Source organism: Thiopseudomonas acetoxidans (assembly GCF_030362935.1).
GTDB lineage: Bacteria > Pseudomonadota > Gammaproteobacteria > Pseudomonadales > Pseudomonadaceae > Thiopseudomonas > Thiopseudomonas acetoxidans.
The window spans coordinates 60805-83737 of record NZ_JAUCDY010000002.1; the positions used below are offsets into that span (position 1 = coordinate 60805).

Consider the following 22933-nt stretch of genomic DNA (forward strand, 5'->3'; position numbering starts at 1 on the left):
AGACACCTATAGACGTCTATAGCGCTGAAACCCTTGATATACGTGATTTACAGGCATAAAAAAGGCGTCCTAGGACGCCTTTAGATGCTTGTTTGGTGGAGTCGGGGGGATTTGAACCCCCGTCCGCCAGTACTCCGCTATCGGTTCTACATGCGTAGCCATCTCTATTAAGTTAACTCCTCACGACCCGAGTGGCAGGGTGTTTGGAGCGAGCTGTGTGAGTTTTAGCCGTTACGCCCACAGCGTGCTTGGCGGCGATCCTGTTCTATATGACTGTCCGGATTTCGGGTTTACAGGCATCCCCTAAGGACAGCTAGCCGACTTAAGCGGCTAGAGCGTAGTTGTCGTCGTTGGCAACTATCAATGTGCAACAGTGGATTTACGAGTTCTGTTACCAACTCGGCATGCCCCTCAAGTTTCGCAACCGGCGTCGAATCCTAATCGACCCCAAAAGCTTGCTTGTTCAGGTGACGAACAGTGTACGCTAAACGCCACTGTTTGTCGATGCACTCCGTGTGCCTGCTACATTAATGGGGTTTAATTGTCAGACTTCAATGGGTTGTCGAATTAAATATCCAGTAACGGATCATTTTTCGCTTGCTGGCGAATTTGCTCTGCTTTTTTAGCGTTGGCAGTTTCGGCTGGCCCGCTCTCTGCATAAAGCTCTAACAGCTTGCTCGCTGCTAACGGGTGACCATGCTGCAATGCCAGCTCAAACCAGTCAGCTGCTTGTTGTGGCTCAGGCGTTTGCGTTTCACTGCTTTCTAGGCAATACATACCCAGCCGATACGCGGATTTTTCATCGCCACCCTGAGCCGCCAAGCGTAATAAGCGTACGCCTTCGTTACGTGCCGCCTGCCCCTGCCCTTTGTACAGCAACAGGTGACCATAGAACGCTCGCGCTGGCACATCCTCAAAAGCAGCCATACGTGCAAACTGACCCTGCATCCACTCCCACAGTCTATCGTTATCCACCGCCCAGCGCTGATTAAATAAGCGTCTTGCTATCCAGTAACTGAACTTGGCTCGCCATTTCCACCAAAACATAATTTTTCCCCTGGGTAACTGAATGCATACACACGCGCCAGTTCATGTTGATACCAACTCTGCTGCTGTGTTTCACTCATCTGCGCAAGTATTTTTTGCTCAACCAAAAAATCAAAAAAACCTTGCCGTGGTAACTTTAAGCTTGTTTGGCTAATCACCAAGACACTGCGCATGGGCCAGCCTTGCTGCACATCATGCACTGCCAGCTGCTCCAGTACACGCGCTAAACTTTGCATTTTTGGTGCAGGCAAGTCTAACTGTTCTAAAAGCTGGCGATAGGTGGCTGGACGCTGCTGCTGTTGTGCTTGTTGCAGCTGCTGTAGCAGGTGTTGTAGAACGCTTTGAGTCACTTGTTCCTCATTGGTTCCACTGGTCAACGTGCAGAATCCTAGCCAATGAACGTAAAACCACATCGCTGGCTTCTCGCTCGCCCTGCTCAATGAGCAGCAGGTAATGTGGACTAATCCCTACGCCACGGGCAAGTTGCTCAACTGAAAGACCCGCCTGTTCACGCAATGCATTAAGCTCAGACACATTGCTCACTCGTTTGGCTATCGGAGCTTGAGTCTGCTCACAATTCACACTCTGCGCCTTGTGGTAGCCCGCTGCTTGCAATAATTGTTGGTACTCATGCCAAGGCAAAACGGCATACTCAGGTTCGCCTTGGTTATAAATAATTTGCGTTGTATTGTTCACATTATTCACTGTAAAACTCACGGGGCACCTGCCTGCAAACACTGTGCAGACAGGCATGCAACCTGTATTTACTCGTTTTCTTCTTCTGCCTCATCGACAGACTCTTCTAATTCTTGTCCAGCAATAGCTAACAAATCAACCTCAAAAATTAACGCTGAGTTTGCAGGTATTGCCGGCGCAGGACTCTTAGTACCGTAGGCCAACTCACTGGGGATATAAAATTTAAATTTTTCCCCGACATGCATCAGCTGCAGACCTTCAACCCAGCCTGGAATCACCGCGCCTACTGGAAACTCAGCTGGCATGCCGCGCTCTACAGAGCTATCAAATACCGAACCATCAATTAAAGTGCCGTGATAGTGAACCTGCACAGTGTCATTCACTTTTGGCTGTGCACCCTGCGCTGCAACCAGTATTTCATACTGCAATCCAGTATCTGTAGTGATCACGCCTTCACGTTTGCCATTTTCAGCCAAAAAAGCCTTTCCTGCTTTGGCTGCTTCGTCATTGACAGCATTCATGCGCTCCTGTGCGCGCTCCTGCATAAATCCAAAAGCTTCCATCAGCGCCTCATCATCCACGCGCTGTTCTTTATTGGCTAACGCATCAGCAACACCTGCGGCAATAGCCTGCGGGCTCAGGTCATCCACGCCGTCGTCCTTAAAGTTTTTCCCCATGCTGTAACCAATACCATAGGAAACTTTTTGGGCCGGTGTTTTTAACTCTGCCTTGCCTTCATCTTTGTTACAACCGGTTATCAATATGCTGGTTACAGCTACTGCAACAGCTAAATGGTGAAATTTCATTTGCTACCCTTTTACCAATGTGGATTTAAAAATCTAGGTTTGCATGTTAGCAGCCCACTTAAACACTGACCACAGAATAACAATAGAAAGCTTGCGTGCGTTCAAAGTTAAACAGAATTGTTTTTCCTGCTTGACCTTGCCATCGTGGTAAGCTTTACACTTAGCTACATACATTATAGGAGGTACCAGCATGGCTACTCTGCATTCATTTAACGCCTTAGTTGATGGCATGACCTGCGCATCGTGCGTAGGTCGTATCGAAAGCTCTTTGGCAGCCATGCCCGGCGTGCAGGACGTTAATGTCAATCTGGCTACCCGTAAAGTTCAGGCCAAGTACAACGATGAGCAAACCTCTCAAGCGCTGGTTAACAACATTATCGAGCTTGGTTTTAAACCCATTCTTAGTCATGCTGAGTTAGCTATTGAGGGCATGACCTGCGCGTCCTGCGTTAGCCGAGTAGAAAAATCCCTGCTTAACTTTCCCGGTGTCGTCAGCGCTACAGTGAATCTGGCTACGCAAAAAGCTCAGCTTGAAATTACCGATACCGATTTTAACAGCCTCACCGCACTACTCACCGAGCAAGGCTATCCCGCCAAACGCATTGACGAAACACCCGTAAGTGAACAGCAAGACCCCAGCGCACACTTTACTGAAACATTGTCTGAGCTAAAAAAATCCCTATGGATTGCGTTTGCACTGGCATTACCGCTATTTATTTTGGAAATGGGTGGGCATGTGCTGCCTGCCTTTCATGTTTGGCTAAATGATTTAATTGGACAAAAAACCAACTGGGTTATCCAATCGTTACTGGCGGCTGGGGTATTTTTTGGTCCCGGCTGGCCGCTGATAAAGCTCGGTGTACGCGGTTTATTGCGCTGGTCGCCGGATATGAATGCGTTAGTGGCGTTAGGCACTGGCTCGGCCTTTGGCTATTCGCTGGTAGCCACTTTTTCCCCACAGCTGCTGCCCGAGGGTACAGTCAATGTGTACTACGAAGCAGTCGGGGTAATTATTACCTTGATTTTGTTGGGACGTTATCTAGAAAACAAAGCCAAAAGTAACACCTCTGAGGCAATTCAGGGGTTACTAAAGCTGCAAGTAAAAACCGCCCGCGTGATTACCTGCTGCGGCAATGCCAAAGAAACGCCTATTGCCGAAATCACCGTGGGCAAAACCTTGGAAATTCTCTCTGGTGAACGTATTCCATTAGATGGCGTGGTGCTTTCTGGACACAGTTTTGTCGATGAATCGATGCTTAGTGGCGAGCCTATTCCCGTAGAGAAAACTGAAGGCAGCGCCGTGGTAGGCGGCACCATTAATCAAACTGGCGTGTTGCGTATGCGTGTCGAAAAAGTCGGCCAAGACACCATGCTGGCACAGATCATTCGTCTTGTTGAACAAGCCCAGGGCAGTCGCTTGCCGATTCAAAATCTGGTCAATCAAATTACCGCCTGGTTTGTTCCTGCAGTCATGGCGGCTGCAGCACTGACGTTTTTAGTCTGGCTGGTTTTTGGTCCCAGCCCCGCCCTAACCCTTGCTTTGGTCAACGCAGTAGCCGTATTGATTATTGCCTGTCCTTGCGCTATGGGTTTGGCCACACCCACGTCCATTATGGTGGGCACGGGTCGTGCCGCGCAGATGGGCGTTTTGTTTCGCCAAGGTACCGCACTGCAAGGCCTACAGGATGTGCAAGTGGTCGCATTGGATAAAACTGGTACGCTTACCGAAGGTAAACCACTTCTGACCGATTTTATTGCGGCTGAAGGTGCAGATGCACAACGCGCTTTACAGCTGTTGGCATCGCTGGAACATCAATCCAGCCATCCCGTAGCGCAAGCACTGGTCAGCGCAGCACACCAAAAAAATCTTGAGCTTTTGCCTGTGACTGAGTTTGAATCACTAACAGGTTTAGGCGTTCGCGGCACAGTCGATGGTTTGCGTATCGAAGTAGGCGCTGATCGCTTTATGACCCAATTGGCTATTCAAGTCGACAGCTTTGCCGCGCAAGCACAGCAGTTAGCCCAGCTAGGTAAAACCCCAATGTACCTAGCCATAAATGGAAAGCTATCTGCTTTGCTGGCGATCGCCGACCCCATTAAAGCGAGCACACCAGCCGCGATTAATGCCTTGCATGAACTGGGTTTAAAAATTGTCATGGTTACAGGTGACAACCGACATACAGCACAAGCCATTGCTGAACAACTGGGTATTGATGAAGTGGTCGCCGAAGTAATGCCCGCACAAAAAGTGGAAACGGTGCAGCAGCTACAACAACGCCATGGCAAGTTGGCGTTTGTCGGTGATGGTATTAACGATGCCCCTGCCCTTGTTACTGCGGATGTTGGCATTGCTATTGGTACAGGCTCAGACATTACCATTGACGCTGCGGATGTGGTGTTGATATCCGGCAAGCTTACCGGCGTGGTTAACGCGCTACAGATCTCGCGCAGTACGTTACGCAACATCAAACAAAACCTGTTCTGGGCTTTTGCCTATAACGCTGCACTGGTCCCTGTCGCAGCGGGCGTGCTCTATCCATTTAACGGTACTCTACTTTCACCGGTTTTCGCTGCAGGGGCCATGGCTATGTCGAGCGTCTTTGTGGTCAGTAACGCGCTGCGCCTGCGTCGCCTAAAACCCATGCTGGCCGAGGCTTAACATGAACGCCAGTATGACCATAGGTCAAGCCGCAGAAGCCTCTGGTATTAGCCGTAAGATGATTCGTTATTACGAAGAAACCGGGCTGCTGCCGCCAGCGCGGCGCAGTGAATCCGGTTATCGTTATTACGATCAAGCGGCGGTAGAGCAAATGCAATTTATTAAACGCGCACGGGACATGGGTTTTTCACTAGAACGTGTCGGGCAGTTGATGAGCCTCTGGCATGACGATAAGCGCCACAGCGCGGACGTTAAAGCCCTTGCTCAGCAGTACATTACCGAGCTGGATGAAAGCATCACGCAGATGCAAGCCATGCGCAACGAGCTACGCGACTGGGTTGACCATTGTCATGGCGATGATCGCCCCGAGTGTGCCATTATTGACCACCTAAAACCCCATGCAGATTAAAGTAGGCTAACCGCGATGCGCACACAGCGACCAAGCTCCATCCAAGCATTACTGGCGCTTTGCCTATTTTTGCTGAGCCTGTCGTCTGCCTCTTTCGCCAGTACTGCGCACCTGTCTGAAGTAACCCAGCCCAGCTCAACCATGGCGCATTGCCAGGAATGCCCTCAGCCCAGCGAGTCCAGCTTGGACTGTTGTGTACAGGTGCAAAGTTGCAGCAGCTGTATCAATCTTAGTCAAAACCCACACTTAACCCTGCTCACCACCAGTTACACGACTGCTCCTGAACAACAATCAAAACTCATCAATTTGTATTATCCGCCGCAAACCCCACCGCCAAAACTGCTGACCTACTCCTAAATGTTTAAGGCTCGCTTGACGAGCATCCAGTAAGTACAGATTAAAGCAGAGGCAACTACTATGCAAAACTACCTATTACGCGCATTTTTAAGCATCGCGATGATTTTCGGCGTCAGCCAACAACTCAGTGCACAAGAGCTCATCCAAGCCACGCTCCATAAAGATCCTTGGTGCGGCTGCTGTAATGCCTATGCCGACTACCTTGAAGAAAATGGCTTTGCCGTGACACGTATTGACCAGCAAGACATGGCGCCTATCAAACGCAAGCTGGGCACCAGCCAAGCCGCCAGCTGCCATACCGTTGAAATTGATGGGTATGTGGTGGAAGGTCATGTGCCGGTGGCAGCGATTAATAAAATGCTAAACGAACGCCCGGATATCCAAGGCATCGCCCTGCCCGGTATGCCGCTCAATTCACCAGGCATGGGACCGGAGAAAAAAGGCAGTTTGGAAGTCTTAAGCCTAGACAAACAAGGCAAGGTTACCGGGCTGTATCAGCGTCTCTAAACTAACAACGCCGCGCATTCCTAGGGAAGCGCGGCGTTTTTTATACTGTGATTTATCCAAGCAAACTAACGCTGCAAACCCAACTGACCCACCCAGTGTTTAGCAAACTGCTCAGCACAACGACCGTTGCGGTTTCCGCGTGCTGTCGCCCAACGAATAGCGGCTTTTTCAAAACCCTCATCGCGCTGCCACACCAGCTTTAGCGCTCGCGCATGGTGGTCCACCCAATGGCACACCACATCCAAATAGTGCTCTTGGCTAAACGAATAAAATGACAGCCACAAACCAAAGCGATCCGACAAGGCTATTTTATCTTCCACCGCTTCGCTGGGATGCAACTCGCCAGACTCACTGCGTTGCCAGTTTTGATTATCGGACTGGTGCTCGGGCAATAAGTGACGTCGATTGGAGGTGACATAGAGCACCACATTCTCAGGTGCCTGTTCCAGTGAGCCGTCCAAAATGCTTTTAAGCTGCCTAAAATCAGCTTCACCCGCATCAAAAGATAGATCGTCACAAAAAATAATAAACCGTTCAGGGCGCCCGCGCAACGCTTCAACAATCAGCGGTAAATCCACCAAGTTGCTACGCTCAACTTCAATTAAGCGCAACCCAAAAGCAGCATATTCCGCCAAAATCGCACGCACCAAAGACGACTTACCCGTGCCGCGCGCACCCCACATTAGGGCATGGTTGCACGGCAAGCCCTGTAAAAACTGCTGAGAATTTTCAACCAGTTGGCGTTGCTGATGCTCTATACCCAGCAAGTCCGCCAACTTTAGCTGACTGTGTACGGCGATTGGTCGCAAATAACCCTGCCGCTGAGTACGCACCCAGCGTGCCGCCCAATGTTGTTGCCAATCTACGTTTTCTACGGTTTCAGGCAACCAAGGCTCGATGCGCTCTAACACTTCAATGGCCTTGGCTAAAAACTGCGCTAAAGAATCCTGCACGCTCACCTCTAATCAAATAAAATTTTTAATGCACTTAAACACGGAAATGACCTACTTGCGCCTTAAGCTGCTCCGCTAACTTGGCTAAAGCATTACTGGCTTCGGTGGTGTGATAAATATTATCCGCTGTTTGCTCGGCAATGCCATTGATGCGATGAATGCTTTGATTAAGGTCGCGCGAGACCTGGGTTTGCTCTTCGGTGGCGCTGGCAATTTGCTGCGCATACTGATCAATATTCTGCACTGCACCTACAATATCCGTGAGTTTAGTGTTCATTTCCTGAGCATTTTCAATACTGCTCAAGGTGCCTTGCATGCTTTTATTCACCACGCGCACGGCTTGGTCAGAGCCTGTTTGCAGTCGCTCAATCATGGCTTGAATTTCTGCGGTTGACGTCATGGTACGACTGGCTAAGCCGCGCACCTCATCGGCCACCACCGCAAACCCACGACCTGCCTCACCCGCACGCGCTGCTTCAATAGCCGCATTCAGTGCCAGCAGGTTGGTCTGCTCGGCGATGCCTTCAATCACCGTAAGGATATTGTCGATCTGATCGCTATCACTTTTAAGCGCATTAATGCTTTCTGTTACCAACTCCATTTCTTGCCCAAGATTTTCTATCGAGCGCAAAGTAGCATCCACTGCTACACGACCATCATCCGCGGTCGATAACGCTGTATTGGAGGCATTAGCTGTATCTAAGGTGCTACGCGCTACTTCTTCCAATGTGGCAGTCATCTGCGTCATGGCAGTTGCCGAGGCGTTTAGCTCTTCCACCTGGATTTGCACCCCAGCATTAGCCTGCTCGCTGGTTTGCGCCAGCTCCGTCGATGCTGCAGCTACCTGCTCGGCATAGCTACTAATCTCACCCACAATGGTACGCAGTTTTTGCTGCATATTAGCAATGCAGGCCAGCAAGCTGCGACTGTCGTTATCAGCCAGTTTGATAGTTACGTTAAGGTCGCCATCAGCCACCTGCTGCACCACTTCGGCAGCGTAGTTGGGATCGCCCCCTAAAGTGCGGGTAATACTTTTCACCAGTAATAAACTGCTAAGCACAGCTATAATTACGCCCACTACAGCAATGACCAGCATAATGCGCAGCATGTCGATCAGCTTGGCTAACGCGACTGACTCTTGGGTTTCAATCACTAAGCCCCAGCCCAACAAGTCCATAAATGTCTGACTGCCCACTACCGCGGAGCCTGCTGCATTTTTATATAGCCCGGTGAAATGAGCGCGTTTAGTGGCAGCTGTTACGGCTTCTGTTTGCAAAGCAACATTGGAGTCTTTTATAGACGCTGCCGGTGTAATTGCCTTGCCCAATTCATCAACGATATAAATCTCAGTACCAGCATCCCGTGGCAGCGCGGCCAAACGTTTAACAAGCGTGTCAATCTGCACGGCTCCACGCACCACCCCAACCACTTGGCCATTTTGCCGTACTGGAATAGCAACGGTACTCACAAGATTACCGCTAGCACGCGAAATAATTGGCTGAGAAAAAACATCATTGCCCGCCACCGCAGATTTAAACCACTCACGGTCAGCTACGTTAAAATCCCACGCTTCATTCGCGCTTAGGATTCGCGCCTGATTGTTTTCAAAGCTGACACCTGCTAAACCTCGACCTTCTGGGTTAAGCAAGAAAACCGTATCGTAAAACTGATTCGTCTCAGTGAGCGTAACCAAAAGCTGCGCTATACCCCAAGCATCGAGCGCACGTGCCTCTCTGGTATTAGCCATCACACGCATTTCATCTTGGCGGACATTCAACCATTCAGTAAAAGCATGGGCATGAGACTGGCTTTGCTGGGCAAGGTTTTCAAGCGTGCTTTCTGTTAATGACTGCCGAAACTGGTAGCTAGAAGCCCCTACCAATACCACAATTGAGGATAGTAATAGTGTCAGCAAAATTAAAGTTAAGCGCATTGCAAAACTCATCCTTTGCCAAAGTGATAATCCCTGATCAGCCATAATGTTCACCGTTTTTTTCACTTAGTAAATTATTTTTCTTATTAATGCAGCCTATGTAATGTTTCGACTCGCCTTGGTACAACTTGAGTGGCAGGTCAAAACACTAGGCGTTTAACCGCACGGCAGGTATAGAATTTTTATTCGGTGTTAAAGAGTCTATGAATAACGTTATCCAAGACGCTAACTCAAGGCGCAACGACCAACGTGAGTAACGGCATAAGGCTGACCCGAAAGGCGATCGCTAGCGCGTCAAAACGTACAAAAAGCGCAGTTTACACCGAGTAAATGAGCATTTATAGTCGCCTCGCTCCTCGCTAAAGCACGTTCAAGCTAAAGATTGTGAGTACGTTTTTAACGCTGTGGTAGCAACTTAGGTGGTTATTCAGAGACTCCAAAACTGACTTAGCTACCACCACAAGCGCTTCCAGTTACGCTTTAAGCTTCAACAATGTGTGGCCCATGCCTACGTCATCTAATCGTTCCTCTACGCTAAGCCCAGCAGCTTCTATAAACTGCAAAAAGTCATCACTGCGATAAAAACGGCTATTACCATTGGCTAAGCAGGTGAAGTACAGCGAGGTGGCATTGAGGGAAAACGCGGCGGCTTCATATCTTTGCGCATCCCAGAATAACTCAAGAATATAAACACGATCGTCGGGCCCGAGCTTAGCCTTTACCTTTTTCAAAATGCTAATAATCTCTACCGGAGAAAAGCAGTCCAAGAATTGGCTCATCCACCAGATATCAGCCTGTTCTGGTAACTCTTGCTGCTCGTCCAGCATATCGGCCGCAAAAGCATGAACACGCTCCTGGTAACCAGCCTGGCGTACATTTTCCATCGCCATCGCCAGTTGCTGTGGCAAATCGACAATGGTTACCTCCACCTGAGGGTTATGCGCACAACACTGGATTGTCCATTTACCGGTATTGCCGCCAATATCTACGATTTTTTTCGGTGCTGCCGCAAAAACCAGTTTAAGCAGCTCAGGAAAAGCACGATCCGAATAAAAATGATCAAATTCAAACCAACTCCTTTTTGCTTGCTCAGGCAGTTTTGACAGCCCTTGATAAATGGTGTCCCAATCACCCAACTCAACCAATCCAGTAGGCTTGCCCGTTTTAATGGCTTCAGTCAGATGCATCATTCCGGCGTAACAAACGTCCGCTGTAAAATCCATATTGGCGCGAGTCATGTCATCATGCAAAATGAAATAACCCAGATTGGCTAGGTAATAATTGGGTTTATCCCAGGTCACCATATTGGCGCTAATAGCCATGTCGAGCAAAACTTTTACGCCATACTCCGATACCTCTGTCTGTTGCGCAATGTGTTCAGCACACAGACCTTTTTTACCTGATTTTTCTAGCGCGGATAAAATGCCAAGATCTCGCAGAGAGCGGGCTGTTTGAAAAACTATAGGAGCAAAGGCTAGTTTTTGTGCCACTGATTTGGCTTGTAAGGCGTTGTAAGGATCAGTTTTTTGATTTAACACGTTATGAAATCCATAATTAGATGGCAGGGTTACTGCAAATCGCTCGCAAGCGTAGTTATAAATTAAATTCTTTTAGGTCATTCAAGAAGGTCAGCAATACTACTTCAACAGTTCATATTTTGCCTAATTTGAAATCAACTCTATGTCACTGCATTGGCAGACTATTAGACAAAACATACTAAAACTGCTTTCATGTTCACACATCCACCAACCCCGTCTATGGTCGTGATTAAAACCGTTATTCAGATTTTAGAGCAACACCCTGCTGGCATTACCGAATACCAGCTTATTCAAGAGTTACGCAAACAGGAGCTGGAAGTATTTGTTAAAGCTGATCTACAAGAGCCCTTAAGCCTGTTTCAAACCCATTTTTTGCTTTTTCACCTGCTCTATCAGCTCAGAGATCAGCTGCATGCACAGCAATTAGCTACCCTAGAAATACACACCCTTAGTATCCGTCTAACGCCTTGGCGAGAAGGCGCTGAAGGGCTGTGCGTACAAGATAAGTTGCGTGAATACTATTTAGATGTCAGTCAATTGGAAAGCACTGACCGAGAGGCGGTTGAGGAGCTATTGAGTTTCAGCCAACTGCGCTTAACCCAGCAAGATAGCGCGCAAGAGGCGCTCATTGCTTTAGGTTTTGCTGCAACACCGAGCACGCCCTGCGCACAGCAAATTCAAACTCGCTACCGTCAGCTAGTCAGCCAGCACCACCCCGACCGCGGTGGCTGCACCGTACAGGTACAAGCATTGAATAGCGCCTATGAGACGTTAAAAAAACAAGGGTATTTAAGGCAGAGTTAAAAACTCTAATGACTGCAAGAGCATTTCAGTCTTTGGCATGCGCACACCCGCAACTTTGGCCGCTGCAATGGGGGCACGGTAGATAGCGTCTAATTCCAGTGGTCGCTGCAAGGCAAAGTCGTGATACATACTTGGATGATAATCCGGCATGCGCTCGGTACTTTTCAGCATGGCAGCCACAATAGTATCGGGTAAATCCTGCCCGCAAGCAGTGGCTGCTTGCACCACTTCCTGCATGATCGCTTCAATTAACGCACGGCTGACGGCATGTTTCATTAGTGCGCCTGTGGTGGTATCCAGCAGTACCGACAGTCCATTGTAGGGCACATTCCACACCAGCTTTTGCCAGCGCGCTTTCTCCAAGCCTATCGCTTGCGAATCTAAGCCTGCCTGCACAAACAACTGCGCGCCCTGCTCAGCAATCGCACGCCCCTGCTCTAGCGTTGTATTCGGACCGCTGTGATAGCCCAAGTTAACCCCGCCGTAGGCCTGATGAATCACAACGCCGGGTTCGTCGCGGTGCACGCAAATAAAACAGAGTCCGCCCAGCAGGTGGATATCATCACGCAACAACGTTCGCAGCTCATCCTCAACGGCTAAGCCATTTTGCATTAAAACAACCTTGCCACCGGATTGGGTCATACGGTTAATTAGCGGTGCTAAGTGAACATTACTGGTCGTTTTAGCTGCAACCAACACCCAATCACAAGTCGGCATTTCTTCGACATCGGACCAGACATGAATGTCATCAAGCTGCAACACTGCTTGCTCGGGCCCTTCAATACGCAAACCATTCGACTTGAGAGCTGCGTACTCACTGCGGGCTAAAAAATGCACTTCAAATCCCGCTTGCACCAGTTTGGCCCCATAAAATCCACCTATGGCGCCTGTACCTAAAATGCCGATACGTAGCTGCTTTGTGTCTGTCATTGAAGTGTGTGACCTATTTGCTTAAGGATTACTAACTAATTGCTGCTCAGGTAAAAAGCGCTTGGCCTGCAAATAGGCTTTTTTCCAGTATTGCGAATCAAGGCTGTCCAGTCGCACTGTTCCACCGCTGGAGGGTGCATGCACGAAGCGACCTTCACCGACATAGATTCCTGCATGGCTAACACGTCGTCCGCCACTGGTAGCAAAGAATACGATATCACCACTACGCAGTTGATTGCGCGGCACTACGGGTGCTTTGGTTTGCATCATGGCGCCTGTGGTGCGCGGTAGCTGCAAGCCAACGGTGTCAGAGTAAACGAATTTAATTAAACCACTGCAGTCAAAGCCCGACTCTGGAGTGTTACCCCCATATTTATAGGGTGTCCCCACTAAGCCAAACGCACGGAACAGCACATCATCCGCCAACTCTTTATTAGCCGGCTGCTGTATCGCCACACGCGCCACAGAATTTTTTTCTGCGTACGGACCTTGCGTAACCGTGCGTTGTGGGGCACAGGCAACGCTCAGTAGTAGCGCAGATAAAAGTATTAAACGACTAAAATAGTGCATTATTTTCTCGATTTATTGGCTAGTCGGCTAATTAAGTAGGCAAATTTACTACCTATCACTAAAGGTACGCAACTGCATTTCTCTCAATCTGCTATAAGCTCGACGAAACGCGAATGATAAATAACCTTCCATGTATAAATTTTCCATGGGCACTTGCGCCTCAATATAGAGCACCACCTTACGGTCATAGCACTCATCAATCAAGGCTATAAAACGCCGCACTGCATCATCCAGACGTGTCAAACGCGGCAATTTCCGTTCTCCAGCCTGAACTTGCTGCACCGCATCCTCAGTACCACGTGCTATTGCGGGTACGTTTTTATTACTAGTTAAACGCGGCACGTTAGCTAATAAAACACTATCAAAACGATCGCACAGCTCAATAAAATCAAGCGCCGAAAACGGCTGCATGCACAGCTCGGCAAAATCACAGTAAAGAATCCGTTCACTACAGCCTAAGACCTGCATCGCTCGTCCTGCCAAGTTCAACTCACTCGCCTTGGCTGCTTCACCCTGATTTAACTGCTTAAATAACTGCGGCAAAACACTGGCTTGCTCAGCTTGGCGCACCCAATACCGCTCTACAGTGTCACCTTCGTGCAACCGATGATCCTGCCCCCCATCGACTGCTACCACCTGCATGTTTTTCTCTATGGCGGCAATAGCAGGCAAAAACCGCTCTCGATTAAAACCATCTATGTAGAGTTCATGAGGCGGCTGGTTAGAGGTCATGATGATGGCTAACCCATGCTCAAACAACACCTGAAAGACAGAACCCAGCAGTATGGCATCGGCTATATCGTTAACAAAAACCTCATCAAAGCACAGCACCTTAATTTCTGCGGCTAACTCACGCGCAACCCTCTGCAAAGGATTGGCTGTGCCGCTTAGCTGATTTAACCGCTGATGCAGCCACTGCATAAAATGATGAAAATGTTGGCGCTTAGCCGGTACAGCCAGCTGGGCAAAAAAGTTATCCATCAACCACGTTTTACCCCGGCCTACCGGCCCCCACAAATAAACACTGCCTTGCGCATAATGTGCTTGCATGATGGCTTGATGGCTTTGCGTCAATACCTGGATAGCCTGTTCTTGCGCACGATCGGCAACAAACCCTCCTTTCAGCGCACGCGCATACCAATCCTGTGGTGACTCTGATTGTTTATTTTTAAACACTTCTTTTGCCTTATAACAAAAGCACTGCAAATTAATTATAGTTAAAATACACTAACCCGTTTGGCACAACATACCTATTGAGACGAATAAACGATGACCAACCTTTCTTTCGCCCCCATGCCTGACGAACAAGGCTATTTCGGCGCTTACGGCGGCCAATACGTACCCACTGAGCTGCAAAAAGTGATGAACGACATTAACGCAGCCTACGAAGAAATTCGTCAGTGCACAGAGTTCCAGCAAGAGCTCGCCAGCCTATTTGCTGATTATGTTGGTCGCCCTAGCCCTATTTTTCACGCTAAACGTTTATCTGACCAGCTCGGTGGCGCGCAGATTCTGCTAAAGCGTGAAGATCTCAACCACACCGGCGCGCACAAAATTAACCACTGCTTAGGCGAAGCGCTACTAGCCAAGTTTATGGGCAAGAAAAAAGTCATCGCTGAAACCGGTGCAGGTCAGCATGGTGTCGCCTTGGCTACCGCCTGTGCTTTGGTGGGTATTCCTTGTGAGATTCATATGGGCCAAGCCGACATCGAAAAAGAACACCCTAACGTGGTGAAGATGAAGATTTTAGGCTGCAACTTAATCTCTGTAACCCGCGGCACCGCTACACTTAAAGACGCTGTTGACAGTGCTTTTGAAGAATACCTAAAAGACCCAGAAAGCTTTATTTATGCGATTGGATCGGTAGTAGGACCACACCCTTTTCCAAAAATGGTACGCGACTTCCAATCCATTATCGGCACTGAAGCTCGCGAACAATGCTTGACGCGCTACAAGCGTCTACCCGATGTAGTTACCGCCTGTGTTGGTGGCGGTTCGAATGCGATTGGTATATTTACCGCCTTCCTTGATGACACCCAGGTAAAACTGGTTGGTGTTGAGCCTGCTGGTGAGGGCTTAGACACTCAGCGTCACGCAGCCACACTGACCAAGGGCAAGCCGGGGCATTTGCACGGCATGGCGTGCTATGTGTTGGAAGACGAAGATGGCAATCCTGCCCCAGTACATTCGATTGCTTCCGGTTTGGATTACCCAGGTATTGGACCACAACACAGCTATCTTAACGATCTTGGCCGTGTGGATTACGACAGCGTGACCGATCAAGAAACTCTGGACGCTTTTATGCGCTTATCGCGTGTAGAGGGAATTATTCCAGCATTGGAAAGCGCACACGCCGTGGCATGGGCTATCCGCACCGCACCAACCATGCAACCCAACCAGCAAATTCTGGTTAATCTATCGGGTCGCGGCGATAAAGACGCGGACTTTGTAGCGAACTTGCTTAACCTATAAGCAACAATCCAGCTAAATCAAGCGGGCTCCACCTAAACGCGTGCGAGCCCGTTTTTTTATTCAAGACAAACTAAATGCTATTCGACGGCAATCCAGCGTAACAACGCTAATCGATCTCAATCTCAGGCACTGCACCTGCATAAGCTGCCACACTTAAGCGAGCACCTACTGTGCGCGCTAACTGCTGGTAAATCATCGCAATTTGGCTTTCAGGATCAGCCTCTGTGGTCGGTTTACCGCCATCACACTGCATCCGAATCGCCATCGATAAGGGCATCGAAGCCAGCAGGTCAACCTCATAGGCTTCGGCTAAACGCTCACCGCCACCCTCACCGAACACATGTTCAATATGACCGCAGTTTGAGCACACATGCACCGCCATATTTTCCACCACGCCCAGCACTGGAATATTCACCTTGCGGAACATTTCAATGCCTTTCTTGGCATCTAACAAAGCAATATCCTGCGGTGTAGTCACAATCAATGCGCCAGCCACCGATACTTTTTGTGACAGCGTCAATTGGATATCACCGGTACCCGGCGGCATATCCACCACCAGATAATCCAGATCTCCCCAAAGGGTTTGTGTTAATAGCTGTTGTAATGCCCCAGCTGCCATCGGTCCACGCCATGCCATAGCCGTATTGTCATCGGTTAAAAACGCCATGGACATAACCTTCACACCCATAGCCTCGATCGGCACAAACAGTTTCTCATTTTGCACGGCTGGACGTGTTCCTGCTGGGATACCAAACATTATTCCTTGGCTTGGGCCATAGATATCCGCATCCAGCACACCCACCTTAGCGCCTTCACGAGCCAAAGCTAGCGCGAGATTGGCTGCGGTAGTGGACTTACCCACCCCGCCTTTACCCGAAGCCACTGCAATTACATTCTTCACCTGTGCTAGGGTGTCTGGTGCCCCTACGTTTGGCTGTGCTGGTACCTGCCAAGACACATTCACTTGCGCCTGGCTAACGCCCGCAACTTGCTCCACCGCACTTTGCAGTATCTGCGCCCAACCTTGCTTAAACTGGTCGGCGGCATAACCCAACACCACATCCACGACCACCGAGCTGCCGTTAATGCGAATATCTTTCACGCATTCAGCACTCACTGGGTCTTGATTCAAATGTGGATCGGTAAGTTCACGCAAAGCTGACTCTATCTGCTCTCGGTTTAGCTGGCTCATTTTAGGCTCCCAGAATCGTTAAAAAAGCTGTGTTGGAGTGTAGTGCATTCTCTTTCGTTTTGCTTGTGCGATTAATACAACAGATACCACAGAGGATGAAAAAAACCGTAAAATTCTATATACTTAGCAACCTTTTTCACTTTAACAAAGTAATTAACACCATGAATCCGATCCGCAAAATTTTAGTGACCAGCGCCTTACCCTATGCCAACGGCTCCATTCATTTGGGCCACATGCTTGAATACATCCAGACTGACATATGGGTACGCTTCCAAAAAATGCGCGGTCATCAATGCATTTATGTCTGCGCCGATGATGCACACGGCTCCGCCATCATGCTGCGCGCCGAGCACGAAGTCATTACTCCTGAACAGCTGATTGAAGCCGTTCATAAAGAACACAGCTCTGATTTTGCTGATTTCCACGTGAACTTCGACAACTACTACACCACTCACAGTGAAGAAAACCGCTACTTTAGCGAGCTGATTTACAGTCGTTTAAAAGAGGCCGGTCATATTGCCAACCGCTCAGTGACTCAGTATTTCGACCCAGAAAAAGGCATGTTTCTGGCTGACCGCTTTATTAAAGGCACCTGCCCCAAGTGCAAAGCAGAAGACCAATACGGTGACAACTGCGAAAAATGCGGTGCAACCTATCACCCAACTGAACTTAAAAACCCACGTTCAGCTATTTCTGGTGCAACACCCGAACTAAGAGACTCCGAGCATTTTTTCTTTAAGCTGCCCAATTTTACCGCCATGCTCAAAGAATGGACGCGCAGTGGAGCCTTACAAACCTCAGTGGCTAACAAACTAGCCGAATGGTTGGACGCGGGCCTGCAAGAGTGGGACATCTCCCGCGACGCACCCTACTTTGGTTTTGAAATCCCGGGCGCGCCAAACAAATATTTTTATGTCTGGCTGGATGCACCCATTGGCTATATGGCCAGCTTTAAAAACCTTTGCGATCGCACACCCGAACTGGAATTTGATGCGTTTTGGTCTGTGGATTCGACCGCCGAGCTGTACCATTTTATTGGTAAAGACATTATTAACTTCCACGCGTTATTTTGGCCCGCCATGCTCGAAGGCGCAGGTTTTCGCAAGCCAACCGCAGTAAACGTACACGGATACCTTACTGTCAACGGCGCGAAAATGTCTAAATCGCGCGGCACCTTTATCAAAGCACGCACCTATTTAGACCATTTAAACCCTGAATACCTGCGCTACTACTACGCCTCTAAGCTGGGCCGTGGCGTGGAAGACTTGGATCTCAACCTTGATGATTTTATTCAGAAAGTGAACTCCGACCTCGTCGGCAAAGTGGTAAACATCGCCAGCCGCTGCGCCGGCTTTGTACACAAGGGCAATCAAGGCGTTTTAGTTAGTGAGCTTGCTGAACCGGCATTATGGAGCAGCTTTGCAGAGGCAGCACCCTCCATTGCCGATGCCTATGAAAAACGTGACTTTGCCCGCGCCATGCGCGAAACCATGGCACTGGCTGATGCCGCCAATGCTTGGATTGCCGACAAAGCTCCTTGGGCCATGAACAAGATTGAAGGCAAGCAGGAAGAAGTGCAGGCTATTTGCTCACTAGGCATCAACCTATTCAAACAGCTGGTCATTCTGCTCAAGCCGGTATTGCCACAGCTCGCTCAGCAAGCAGAGCAATTCCTTAACGTAAACAGCTTGGACTGGACGCATCTAGATGTGCGCCTCACCCAGCATCAACTTAACCCCTTTACCCCCTTGATGACCCGCATCGATGCCAAAAACATTGAAGCCATGGTCGAAGCCGCGAAAGAGGATTTACAAGAAATGGATAACCAACCCGCCGCCGAGCCCAACGAGCTAGATAAAAACCCTATCGCTGCTGAAATTAACTTTGATGCGTTTGCCGCGGTTGATATGCGTATCGCACGCATTGAAAAAGCCGAATTCGTTGAAGGTGCAGATAAACTACTGCAATTGACCTTGGACTTGGGCGGTGAAAAACGTAATGTGTTTGCCGGCATCAAAAGCGCCTACCCCAACCCAGCCGAACTGGAAGGTCGCCTAACCGCTTGCGTAGCGAACCTTGCACCACGCAAAATGAAGTTTGGTATCTCCGAAGGCATGGTGATGGCCGCAGGTCCAGGCGGCAAGGACATTTTCCTGCTCAGCCCTGATAGCGGTGCTATACCCGGTCAGCGTATTAGTTAATTACCTCCAAGTCGCACAGGGTTACTTATGCACCTACTAGCGGTTTTATTCTGTGCTTTAGCCACACTGCTGTCAGCCACGACAGCAGTGGGCTATCAACTCATTGATGAACAAAGTTATGGCTTTCCCATCCATAACCCTTTCCAAGCCACCATTGCTGGCTCTCCAGTTGAGCTGCAACCGCAGCTGATTGGCAACGAGCAAATCAAGCAAAAAGACTATCAGCTGCGCCTACGTCCAGAGCGTGAACAAAGCTTACCGAGTAATTTTTGGCCAGTAAAAACCTTGCATTACCGCCTCGCTAAACAAAAAAAACCTGCACCGCTTATTTTTATCATCGCTGGTACAGGTGCTCGCTATGACAGCGACAAGGCCGAGTACCTGAAAAAGCTTTTTTATGGCGCGGGCATGCATGTGGTGCAGATTTCCTCACCCACCAGCTATGACTTTATGGCCGCCGCATCGCATTACGCCACCCCCGGCTACTCGCCCTTAGATGCACAAGAGCTGTATTACGTCATGCAAACCATTGCCCGCAAGCATAAAAACCTCCCAGTAACTGACTGGTTTTTAACGGGTTACAGCCTTGGTGGCTTGCATGCGGCATTTATTAGTGAAATCGATCAACAGCAGCAATTTTTTAATTTCAAACGCACGCTGCTGCTTAATCCGCCCGTTAACCTGTACACCTCGGTAAACAACCTCGACCAAATGGCCAACGTAGAGCTACCCGAACTCTATGAAGGGCATGATTTTTACCAAGACGTATTCGATAAGTTAGCGCGCTACTTTGAAAAAAGAGGTCATTTTAATTTCGACCAAGCCATCCTCGCTGACTTCCAAAATTCACCAGAACGTTTTACGGATGCTGAAATGGCCATGCTTATTGGCACTATGTTTCGTTTCACCGCCACAGACATTAACTTCACTACCGACTTAATTAACCGCCGCGGCTTAATCATCCCTACAGGCACAAGAATCACCGACGGCACCAGCTTAACGCCGTATTTTGAAATCGCGCTGCTCTGTGATTTTAGCTGCTATATACGCGAGCAACTCCTACCCTTTTGGCAGAACGTTTTTCAAGCGGGCGAGCTGGAAGACTTAATCCAACAAACCAGTCTTTATGCGGTTAGTGAGCATTTACGCACGAATAAAAATATCTCTGTCATGCACAATCAGGACGATTTTATTTTAGGCGCTGGCGATCTGACATTTCTGGAACAGGTTTTCCAAGACCGCCTGATTCTTTATCCTTACGGTGGACACTTGGGTAATTTAGATTATGTGAAAAATGCCGACGACATACTGGAATTCTTCCATGACTAAGCCTGTATTAATTGCTTTTATTCTATCCGTGAGCGCAAGCTTAAGCCCCCCACTCTGGGCAGAAACTCTTGAGGATGCGGGCTTTAAAACCCCTCTCAAACAGCTGGAATTTACCCCAGCTTTGGAGCAATACCAGTTTGAGCGCTCCAACTTCGCTGCCCTGCAGGTTCACGATCCGCTTGAGCTAGTTAATCGCCATCTGTATCACTTTAATTACAAGTTTGATCAATACGTTTTTTTGCCAAGCGTCAGAGCCTACCGCTACGTAACACCTAAGCCTGTGCGTACGGGCGTTAGCAACTTCTTTAGCAACCTTGGTCAAGTTCCGACCAGTGCAAATAGCTTGTTGCAGGGGAAATTTAAACGTGCCATGCACAGCACAGCACGGTTACTGTTTAATACAATTTTGGGTGTCGGCGGACTCTGGGATCCGGCCAGCAAGATGGGTTTGGTTAAAGTCAAAGAGGATTTTGGTCAAACTCTTGGTGTGTACGGCTTGCCTGAAGGACCTTATCTCGTGCTACCTTTCCTCGGCCCTTCCAATTTGCGTGATACCACCGGTTTGGTCACGGATTTCTTCGGTGACCGAGAGGTCAACCTGATCAACTACGCGGAAATAAGTCGCCGCAATCCCGAACTATACGGTCTGCAAATTATTGATATGCGCTATACCACTGAGCTGCGCTATGGTCAGCTCAACTCGCCTTTTGAGTATGAGAAAATCCGTTATATCTACACCAAAGCGCGGCAGCTACAAATTAACGAGTAATAGCCATCAAGACTTGTTCTGTAGCGCCTGTTGTACAGGTTTGAATGAACGGCGGTGGATGGGCGTAGCACCCAGTTCAGCCAGCGCTTTCATGTGTGCCGCTGTTGGGTAGCCCTTGTGTTGTGCAATCCCATATCCCGGATAAAGCGCATCCAGTTGCTGCATTTCCTGATCGCGGCTGACCTTGGCTAAAATCGACGCCGCAGCAATCGCTGGCACCTTATCATCGCCCTTAACCACTGCCGCACAAGGCACATCGAGTTGAGGGCAGCGGTTACCATCAATAAGTGCGGAACTCGGCTCTGTGCTCAAGCCAGCCACCGCACGCTGCATGGCCAACATGGTTGCGTGCAAAACATTTAGCTCATCAATTTCCGCCACTTCAGCACGCGCTACGCACCATGCCAGCGACCTAGCTTTGATCTCTTCCGCCAATTCAATTCGTCGCCGTTCTGTAAGCCGCTTTGAGTCTTTTAAACCGAGGATAGGCCTATCTGGATCCAGAATAACTGCCGCAGCCACCACTGGACCACAAAGCGGGCCGCGCCCCACTTCATCTACACCAGCAGTAAACGGTTCTATCGGCACTAAATCCAAATCAATTTGCATGGTTTGTGTCGCCTTGTATTAACTCCAGCACCGCAGCTGCCGCCTGCTTTGAAGCGTCGCGCTTAAGTAGCTTATGCAGCTCTAAAAAGTGCTCGGTTTGCTCCGCACCCTCATCCAATTGCTGCAGTACGGCTTGAGCCAAAGCCTCTGGCGTTGCTTGCTGCTGAATAAACTCTGGCACTAAGGCACGTCCAGCCAATAAGTTAGGCAACGAGAAATACGGGCTTTTAACCATGCGTTGAAGCAGCATGTAAGTCAAAGGCGCTAGGCGGTAGGCCACCACCATCGGACGTTTTAACAGCATGGCCTCAAGAGTCGCCGTGCCTGATGCAATTAAAACCGCATCACAGGCTTGCAGCACATCTTGCGACTGGCCATCGACTAAACGAATGGGCAACTCTTGATGCGCTGCTAAAATAAGTTGTAGTTGCTGCAAGCGTTCGGCACTTGCAGCTGGCAATAAGAACTGCACATCAGGGCGCTGCTGCATTATTAATGCAGCGGTTTGGACAAATAACTCGCCAAGCTTCGCCACTTCCCCAGCGCGACTACCCGGCATTAAGGCAACCACGGTTTGCTCGACAGCAACCGCTAAACGGGCGCGTGCAGGTGCTGGCTGATTCACTACGGGAATAGAGTCCGCTAAAGGATGACCGACAAAGCGCACTGAAACCTGATGCTTTTGATAGAACTCTGCTTCAAAGGGCAGTAAACACAGCATCAAATCACAGGCTTGTTGAATTTTAAACACACGCTTTTGCCGCCATGCCCACACTGAAGGACTGACGTAATGCACGGTTTTAATCCCATGCGCACGCAGTTTAAGTTCTATATTCAGGGTGAAATCGGGTGAGTCAATGCCAATAAAAACATCGGGGCGTTCAGCCAGTAGGGTTTTAATTAGGCGCTTACGGCGTGACAGCAATTCAGGCAAGCGACCTAATACTTCTACCAAGCCCATTACGGATAGGCGTTCGATCGGAAAATAAGAATCGAGTCCCTGCGCATGCATCAGCTTGCCGCCGACGCCAATAAACTCTATTGGGGCTGGGCCTAATTGTTCGCGCAATGCTTGCATCAGCCCAGCACCGAGGATATCCCCTGAGGCCTCGCCGGCAACCAAAGCAACTTTAAGCGGCTTTGTCATGGATA

General features: G+C 49.2%; 22 protein-coding genes and 1 other RNA gene. 9 read left to right on the plus strand and 14 right to left on the minus strand.

The genetic code is table 11. The features are described 5' to 3' along the window. Positions 1-93: 93 nt before the first annotated feature. The 5 genes from ssrA to bamJ form a co-directional block, all read right to left on the minus strand. Positions 94-449, minus strand: a transfer-messenger RNA (tmRNA) gene (ssrA, locus tag QEZ41_RS02315). Between the two features lie 118 nt (positions 450-567). Beyond that, positions 568-1047, minus strand: a complete 480-nt coding sequence (locus QEZ41_RS02320; RefSeq protein WP_289409767.1) for an SEL1-like repeat protein — start codon at positions 1045-1047, stop codon at positions 568-570. Beyond that, positions 1005-1397 (minus strand): hypothetical protein, encoded by a 393-nt coding sequence (locus QEZ41_RS02325; RefSeq protein WP_289409768.1) that lies wholly within the window; start codon positions 1395-1397, stop codon positions 1005-1007. Before QEZ41_RS02325 ends, QEZ41_RS02320 begins: the two co-directional genes overlap by 43 nt. Before the next feature lie 7 nt (positions 1398-1404). After that, a complete protein-coding gene (locus QEZ41_RS02330; protein ID WP_289409769.1) occupies positions 1405-1764 on the minus strand; it encodes a helix-turn-helix domain-containing protein in 360 nt (119 codons plus the stop codon). A 47-nt stretch (positions 1765-1811) separates the two neighbouring features. Continuing rightward, positions 1812-2549 (minus strand): BamJ family beta-barrel-assembly machinery protein, encoded by a 738-nt coding sequence (bamJ, locus tag QEZ41_RS02335; protein WP_289409770.1) that lies wholly within the window; start codon positions 2547-2549, stop codon positions 1812-1814. A gap of 190 nt (positions 2550-2739) precedes the next feature. On the opposite strand from bamJ, the gene QEZ41_RS02340 reads away from it, so the two are divergent. From QEZ41_RS02340 to QEZ41_RS02355, 4 genes are read left to right on the plus strand one after another with little or no spacing between them, the layout of a single operon-like run. After that, on the plus strand, positions 2740-5208 hold the full coding sequence (locus QEZ41_RS02340) for a heavy metal translocating P-type ATPase (RefSeq protein WP_289409771.1): 2469 nt from the start codon (positions 2740-2742) through the stop codon (positions 5206-5208). A 13-nt stretch (positions 5209-5221) separates the two neighbouring features. Beyond that, positions 5222-5617: a Cu(I)-responsive transcriptional regulator gene (cueR, locus tag QEZ41_RS02345; RefSeq protein WP_289409944.1), complete on the plus strand. Its 396-nt coding sequence runs from the start codon at positions 5222-5224 to the stop codon at positions 5615-5617. A gap of 15 nt (positions 5618-5632) precedes the next feature. Further along, positions 5633-5974 carry a hypothetical protein gene (locus QEZ41_RS02350; RefSeq protein ID WP_289409773.1) on the plus strand — a complete coding sequence of 114 codons (342 nt, stop codon included), beginning with the start codon at positions 5633-5635 and terminating at the stop codon, positions 5972-5974. Positions 5975-6034: 60 nt separating this feature from the next. Beyond that, positions 6035-6481 carry a DUF411 domain-containing protein gene (locus QEZ41_RS02355; protein ID WP_289409774.1) on the plus strand — a complete coding sequence of 149 codons (447 nt, stop codon included), beginning with the start codon at positions 6035-6037 and terminating at the stop codon, positions 6479-6481. Between the two features lie 65 nt (positions 6482-6546). Here the strand turns inward: QEZ41_RS02355 and QEZ41_RS02360 are convergent, their stop codons facing one another. The 3 genes from QEZ41_RS02360 to QEZ41_RS02370 all read right to left on the minus strand — a co-directional run bounded on the left by QEZ41_RS02360 (position 6547) and on the right by QEZ41_RS02370 (position 10905). Beyond that, positions 6547-7434 carry an ATP-binding protein gene (locus QEZ41_RS02360; RefSeq protein ID WP_289409775.1) on the minus strand — a complete coding sequence of 296 codons (888 nt, stop codon included), beginning with the start codon at positions 7432-7434 and terminating at the stop codon, positions 6547-6549. Positions 7435-7468: 34 nt separating this feature from the next. Next, the gene (locus QEZ41_RS02365; RefSeq protein WP_289409776.1) at positions 7469-9367 is read right to left on the minus strand and encodes a methyl-accepting chemotaxis protein; all 1899 of its coding nucleotides are present in this window, start codon (positions 9365-9367) and stop codon (positions 7469-7471) included. Between the two features lie 473 nt (positions 9368-9840). Further along, positions 9841-10905, minus strand: a complete 1065-nt coding sequence (locus QEZ41_RS02370) for a class I SAM-dependent methyltransferase (RefSeq protein ID WP_289409777.1) — start codon at positions 10903-10905, stop codon at positions 9841-9843. Between the two features lie 192 nt (positions 10906-11097). Here QEZ41_RS02370 and QEZ41_RS02375 point away from each other — a divergent pair, with 192 nt between their 5' ends. Beyond that, positions 11098-11709 (plus strand): DNA-J related domain-containing protein, encoded by a 612-nt coding sequence (locus tag QEZ41_RS02375; RefSeq protein WP_289409778.1) that lies wholly within the window; start codon positions 11098-11100, stop codon positions 11707-11709. Here the strand turns inward: QEZ41_RS02375 and QEZ41_RS02380 are convergent. From QEZ41_RS02380 to zapE, 3 genes are read right to left on the minus strand one after another with little or no spacing between them, the layout of a single operon-like run. After that, positions 11695-12639: a putative 2-dehydropantoate 2-reductase gene (locus tag QEZ41_RS02380; RefSeq protein ID WP_289409779.1), complete on the minus strand. Its 945-nt coding sequence runs from the start codon at positions 12637-12639 to the stop codon at positions 11695-11697. The two genes, QEZ41_RS02375 and QEZ41_RS02380, sit on opposite strands and share 15 nt — an antisense overlap. A 21-nt stretch (positions 12640-12660) precedes the next feature. After that, the gene (locus tag QEZ41_RS02385; RefSeq protein WP_289409780.1) at positions 12661-13209 is read right to left on the minus strand and encodes a C40 family peptidase; all 549 of its coding nucleotides are present in this window, start codon (positions 13207-13209) and stop codon (positions 12661-12663) included. A gap of 48 nt (positions 13210-13257) precedes the next feature. After that, a complete protein-coding gene (zapE, locus tag QEZ41_RS02390) occupies positions 13258-14385 on the minus strand; it encodes a cell division protein ZapE (protein ID WP_289409781.1) in 1128 nt (375 codons plus the stop codon). Between the two features lie 93 nt (positions 14386-14478). Between zapE and trpB the strand changes: the two genes are divergently transcribed. After that, positions 14479-15681 carry a tryptophan synthase subunit beta gene (gene trpB, locus QEZ41_RS02395; protein ID WP_289409782.1) on the plus strand — a complete coding sequence of 401 codons (1203 nt, stop codon included), beginning with the start codon at positions 14479-14481 and terminating at the stop codon, positions 15679-15681. A gap of 106 nt (positions 15682-15787) precedes the next feature. Here trpB and apbC read toward each other — a convergent pair whose 3' ends face one another. Beyond that, a complete protein-coding gene (gene apbC, locus QEZ41_RS02400) occupies positions 15788-16873 on the minus strand; it encodes an iron-sulfur cluster carrier protein ApbC (protein ID WP_289409783.1) in 1086 nt (361 codons plus the stop codon). A gap of 95 nt (positions 16874-16968) precedes the next feature. Between apbC and metG the strand changes: the two genes are divergently transcribed. From metG to QEZ41_RS02415, 3 genes are read left to right on the plus strand one after another with little or no spacing between them, the layout of a single operon-like run. Continuing rightward, entirely contained in the window at positions 16969-19074 is a 2106-nt protein-coding gene (gene metG, locus QEZ41_RS02405) for a methionine--tRNA ligase (protein WP_289409784.1), read from the plus strand. 27 nt (positions 19075-19101) lie between these two features. Next, positions 19102-20403, plus strand: a complete 1302-nt coding sequence (locus QEZ41_RS02410; RefSeq protein WP_289409785.1) for an RNA-binding protein — start codon at positions 19102-19104, stop codon at positions 20401-20403. After that, positions 20396-21172: an MlaA family lipoprotein gene (locus tag QEZ41_RS02415; protein ID WP_289409786.1), complete on the plus strand. Its 777-nt coding sequence runs from the start codon at positions 20396-20398 to the stop codon at positions 21170-21172. Before QEZ41_RS02410 ends, QEZ41_RS02415 begins: the two co-directional genes overlap by 8 nt. 6 nt (positions 21173-21178) lie before the next feature. Here QEZ41_RS02415 and rnhB read toward each other — a convergent pair whose 3' ends face one another. Beyond that, positions 21179-21781 carry a ribonuclease HII gene (gene rnhB, locus QEZ41_RS02420; protein WP_289409787.1) on the minus strand — a complete coding sequence of 201 codons (603 nt, stop codon included), beginning with the start codon at positions 21779-21781 and terminating at the stop codon, positions 21179-21181. Continuing rightward, positions 21771-22928 (minus strand): lipid-A-disaccharide synthase, encoded by a 1158-nt coding sequence (gene lpxB / locus QEZ41_RS02425; protein WP_289409788.1) that lies wholly within the window; start codon positions 22926-22928, stop codon positions 21771-21773. Before lpxB ends, rnhB begins: the two co-directional genes overlap by 11 nt. Positions 22929-22933: the final 5 nt, after the last annotated feature.

Coding starts and splice junctions, on each gene's coding strand:
- cueR (WP_289409944.1), top strand. CDS start 5,222: ATGACCATAGGTCAAGCCGCAGAAGCCTCTGGTATTAGCCGTAAGATG.
- QEZ41_RS02320 (WP_289409767.1), bottom strand. CDS start 1,047: ATGTTTTGGTGGAAATGGCGAGCCAAGTTCAGTTACTGGATAGCAAGA.
- trpB (WP_289409782.1), top strand. CDS start 14,479: ATGACCAACCTTTCTTTCGCCCCCATGCCTGACGAACAAGGCTATTTC.
- apbC (WP_289409783.1), bottom strand. CDS start 16,873: ATGAGCCAGCTAAACCGAGAGCAGATAGAGTCAGCTTTGCGTGAACTT.
- QEZ41_RS02410 (WP_289409785.1), top strand. CDS start 19,102: ATGCACCTACTAGCGGTTTTATTCTGTGCTTTAGCCACACTGCTGTCA.
- QEZ41_RS02375 (WP_289409778.1), top strand. CDS start 11,098: ATGTTCACACATCCACCAACCCCGTCTATGGTCGTGATTAAAACCGTT.
- QEZ41_RS02355 (WP_289409774.1), top strand. CDS start 6,035: ATGCAAAACTACCTATTACGCGCATTTTTAAGCATCGCGATGATTTTC.
- metG (WP_289409784.1), top strand. CDS start 16,969: ATGAAAAAAACCGTAAAATTCTATATACTTAGCAACCTTTTTCACTTT.
- rnhB (WP_289409787.1), bottom strand. CDS start 21,781: ATGCAAATTGATTTGGATTTAGTGCCGATAGAACCGTTTACTGCTGGT.
- bamJ (WP_289409770.1), bottom strand. CDS start 2,549: ATGAAATTTCACCATTTAGCTGTTGCAGTAGCTGTAACCAGCATATTG.
- QEZ41_RS02340 (WP_289409771.1), top strand. CDS start 2,740: ATGGCTACTCTGCATTCATTTAACGCCTTAGTTGATGGCATGACCTGC.
- QEZ41_RS02365 (WP_289409776.1), bottom strand. CDS start 9,367: ATGCGCTTAACTTTAATTTTGCTGACACTATTACTATCCTCAATTGTG.
- QEZ41_RS02380 (WP_289409779.1), bottom strand. CDS start 12,639: ATGACAGACACAAAGCAGCTACGTATCGGCATTTTAGGTACAGGCGCC.
- QEZ41_RS02415 (WP_289409786.1), top strand. CDS start 20,396: ATGACTAAGCCTGTATTAATTGCTTTTATTCTATCCGTGAGCGCAAGC.
- QEZ41_RS02350 (WP_289409773.1), top strand. CDS start 5,633: ATGCGCACACAGCGACCAAGCTCCATCCAAGCATTACTGGCGCTTTGC.
- lpxB (WP_289409788.1), bottom strand. CDS start 22,928: ATGACAAAGCCGCTTAAAGTTGCTTTGGTTGCCGGCGAGGCCTCAGGG.
- QEZ41_RS02385 (WP_289409780.1), bottom strand. CDS start 13,209: ATGCACTATTTTAGTCGTTTAATACTTTTATCTGCGCTACTACTGAGC.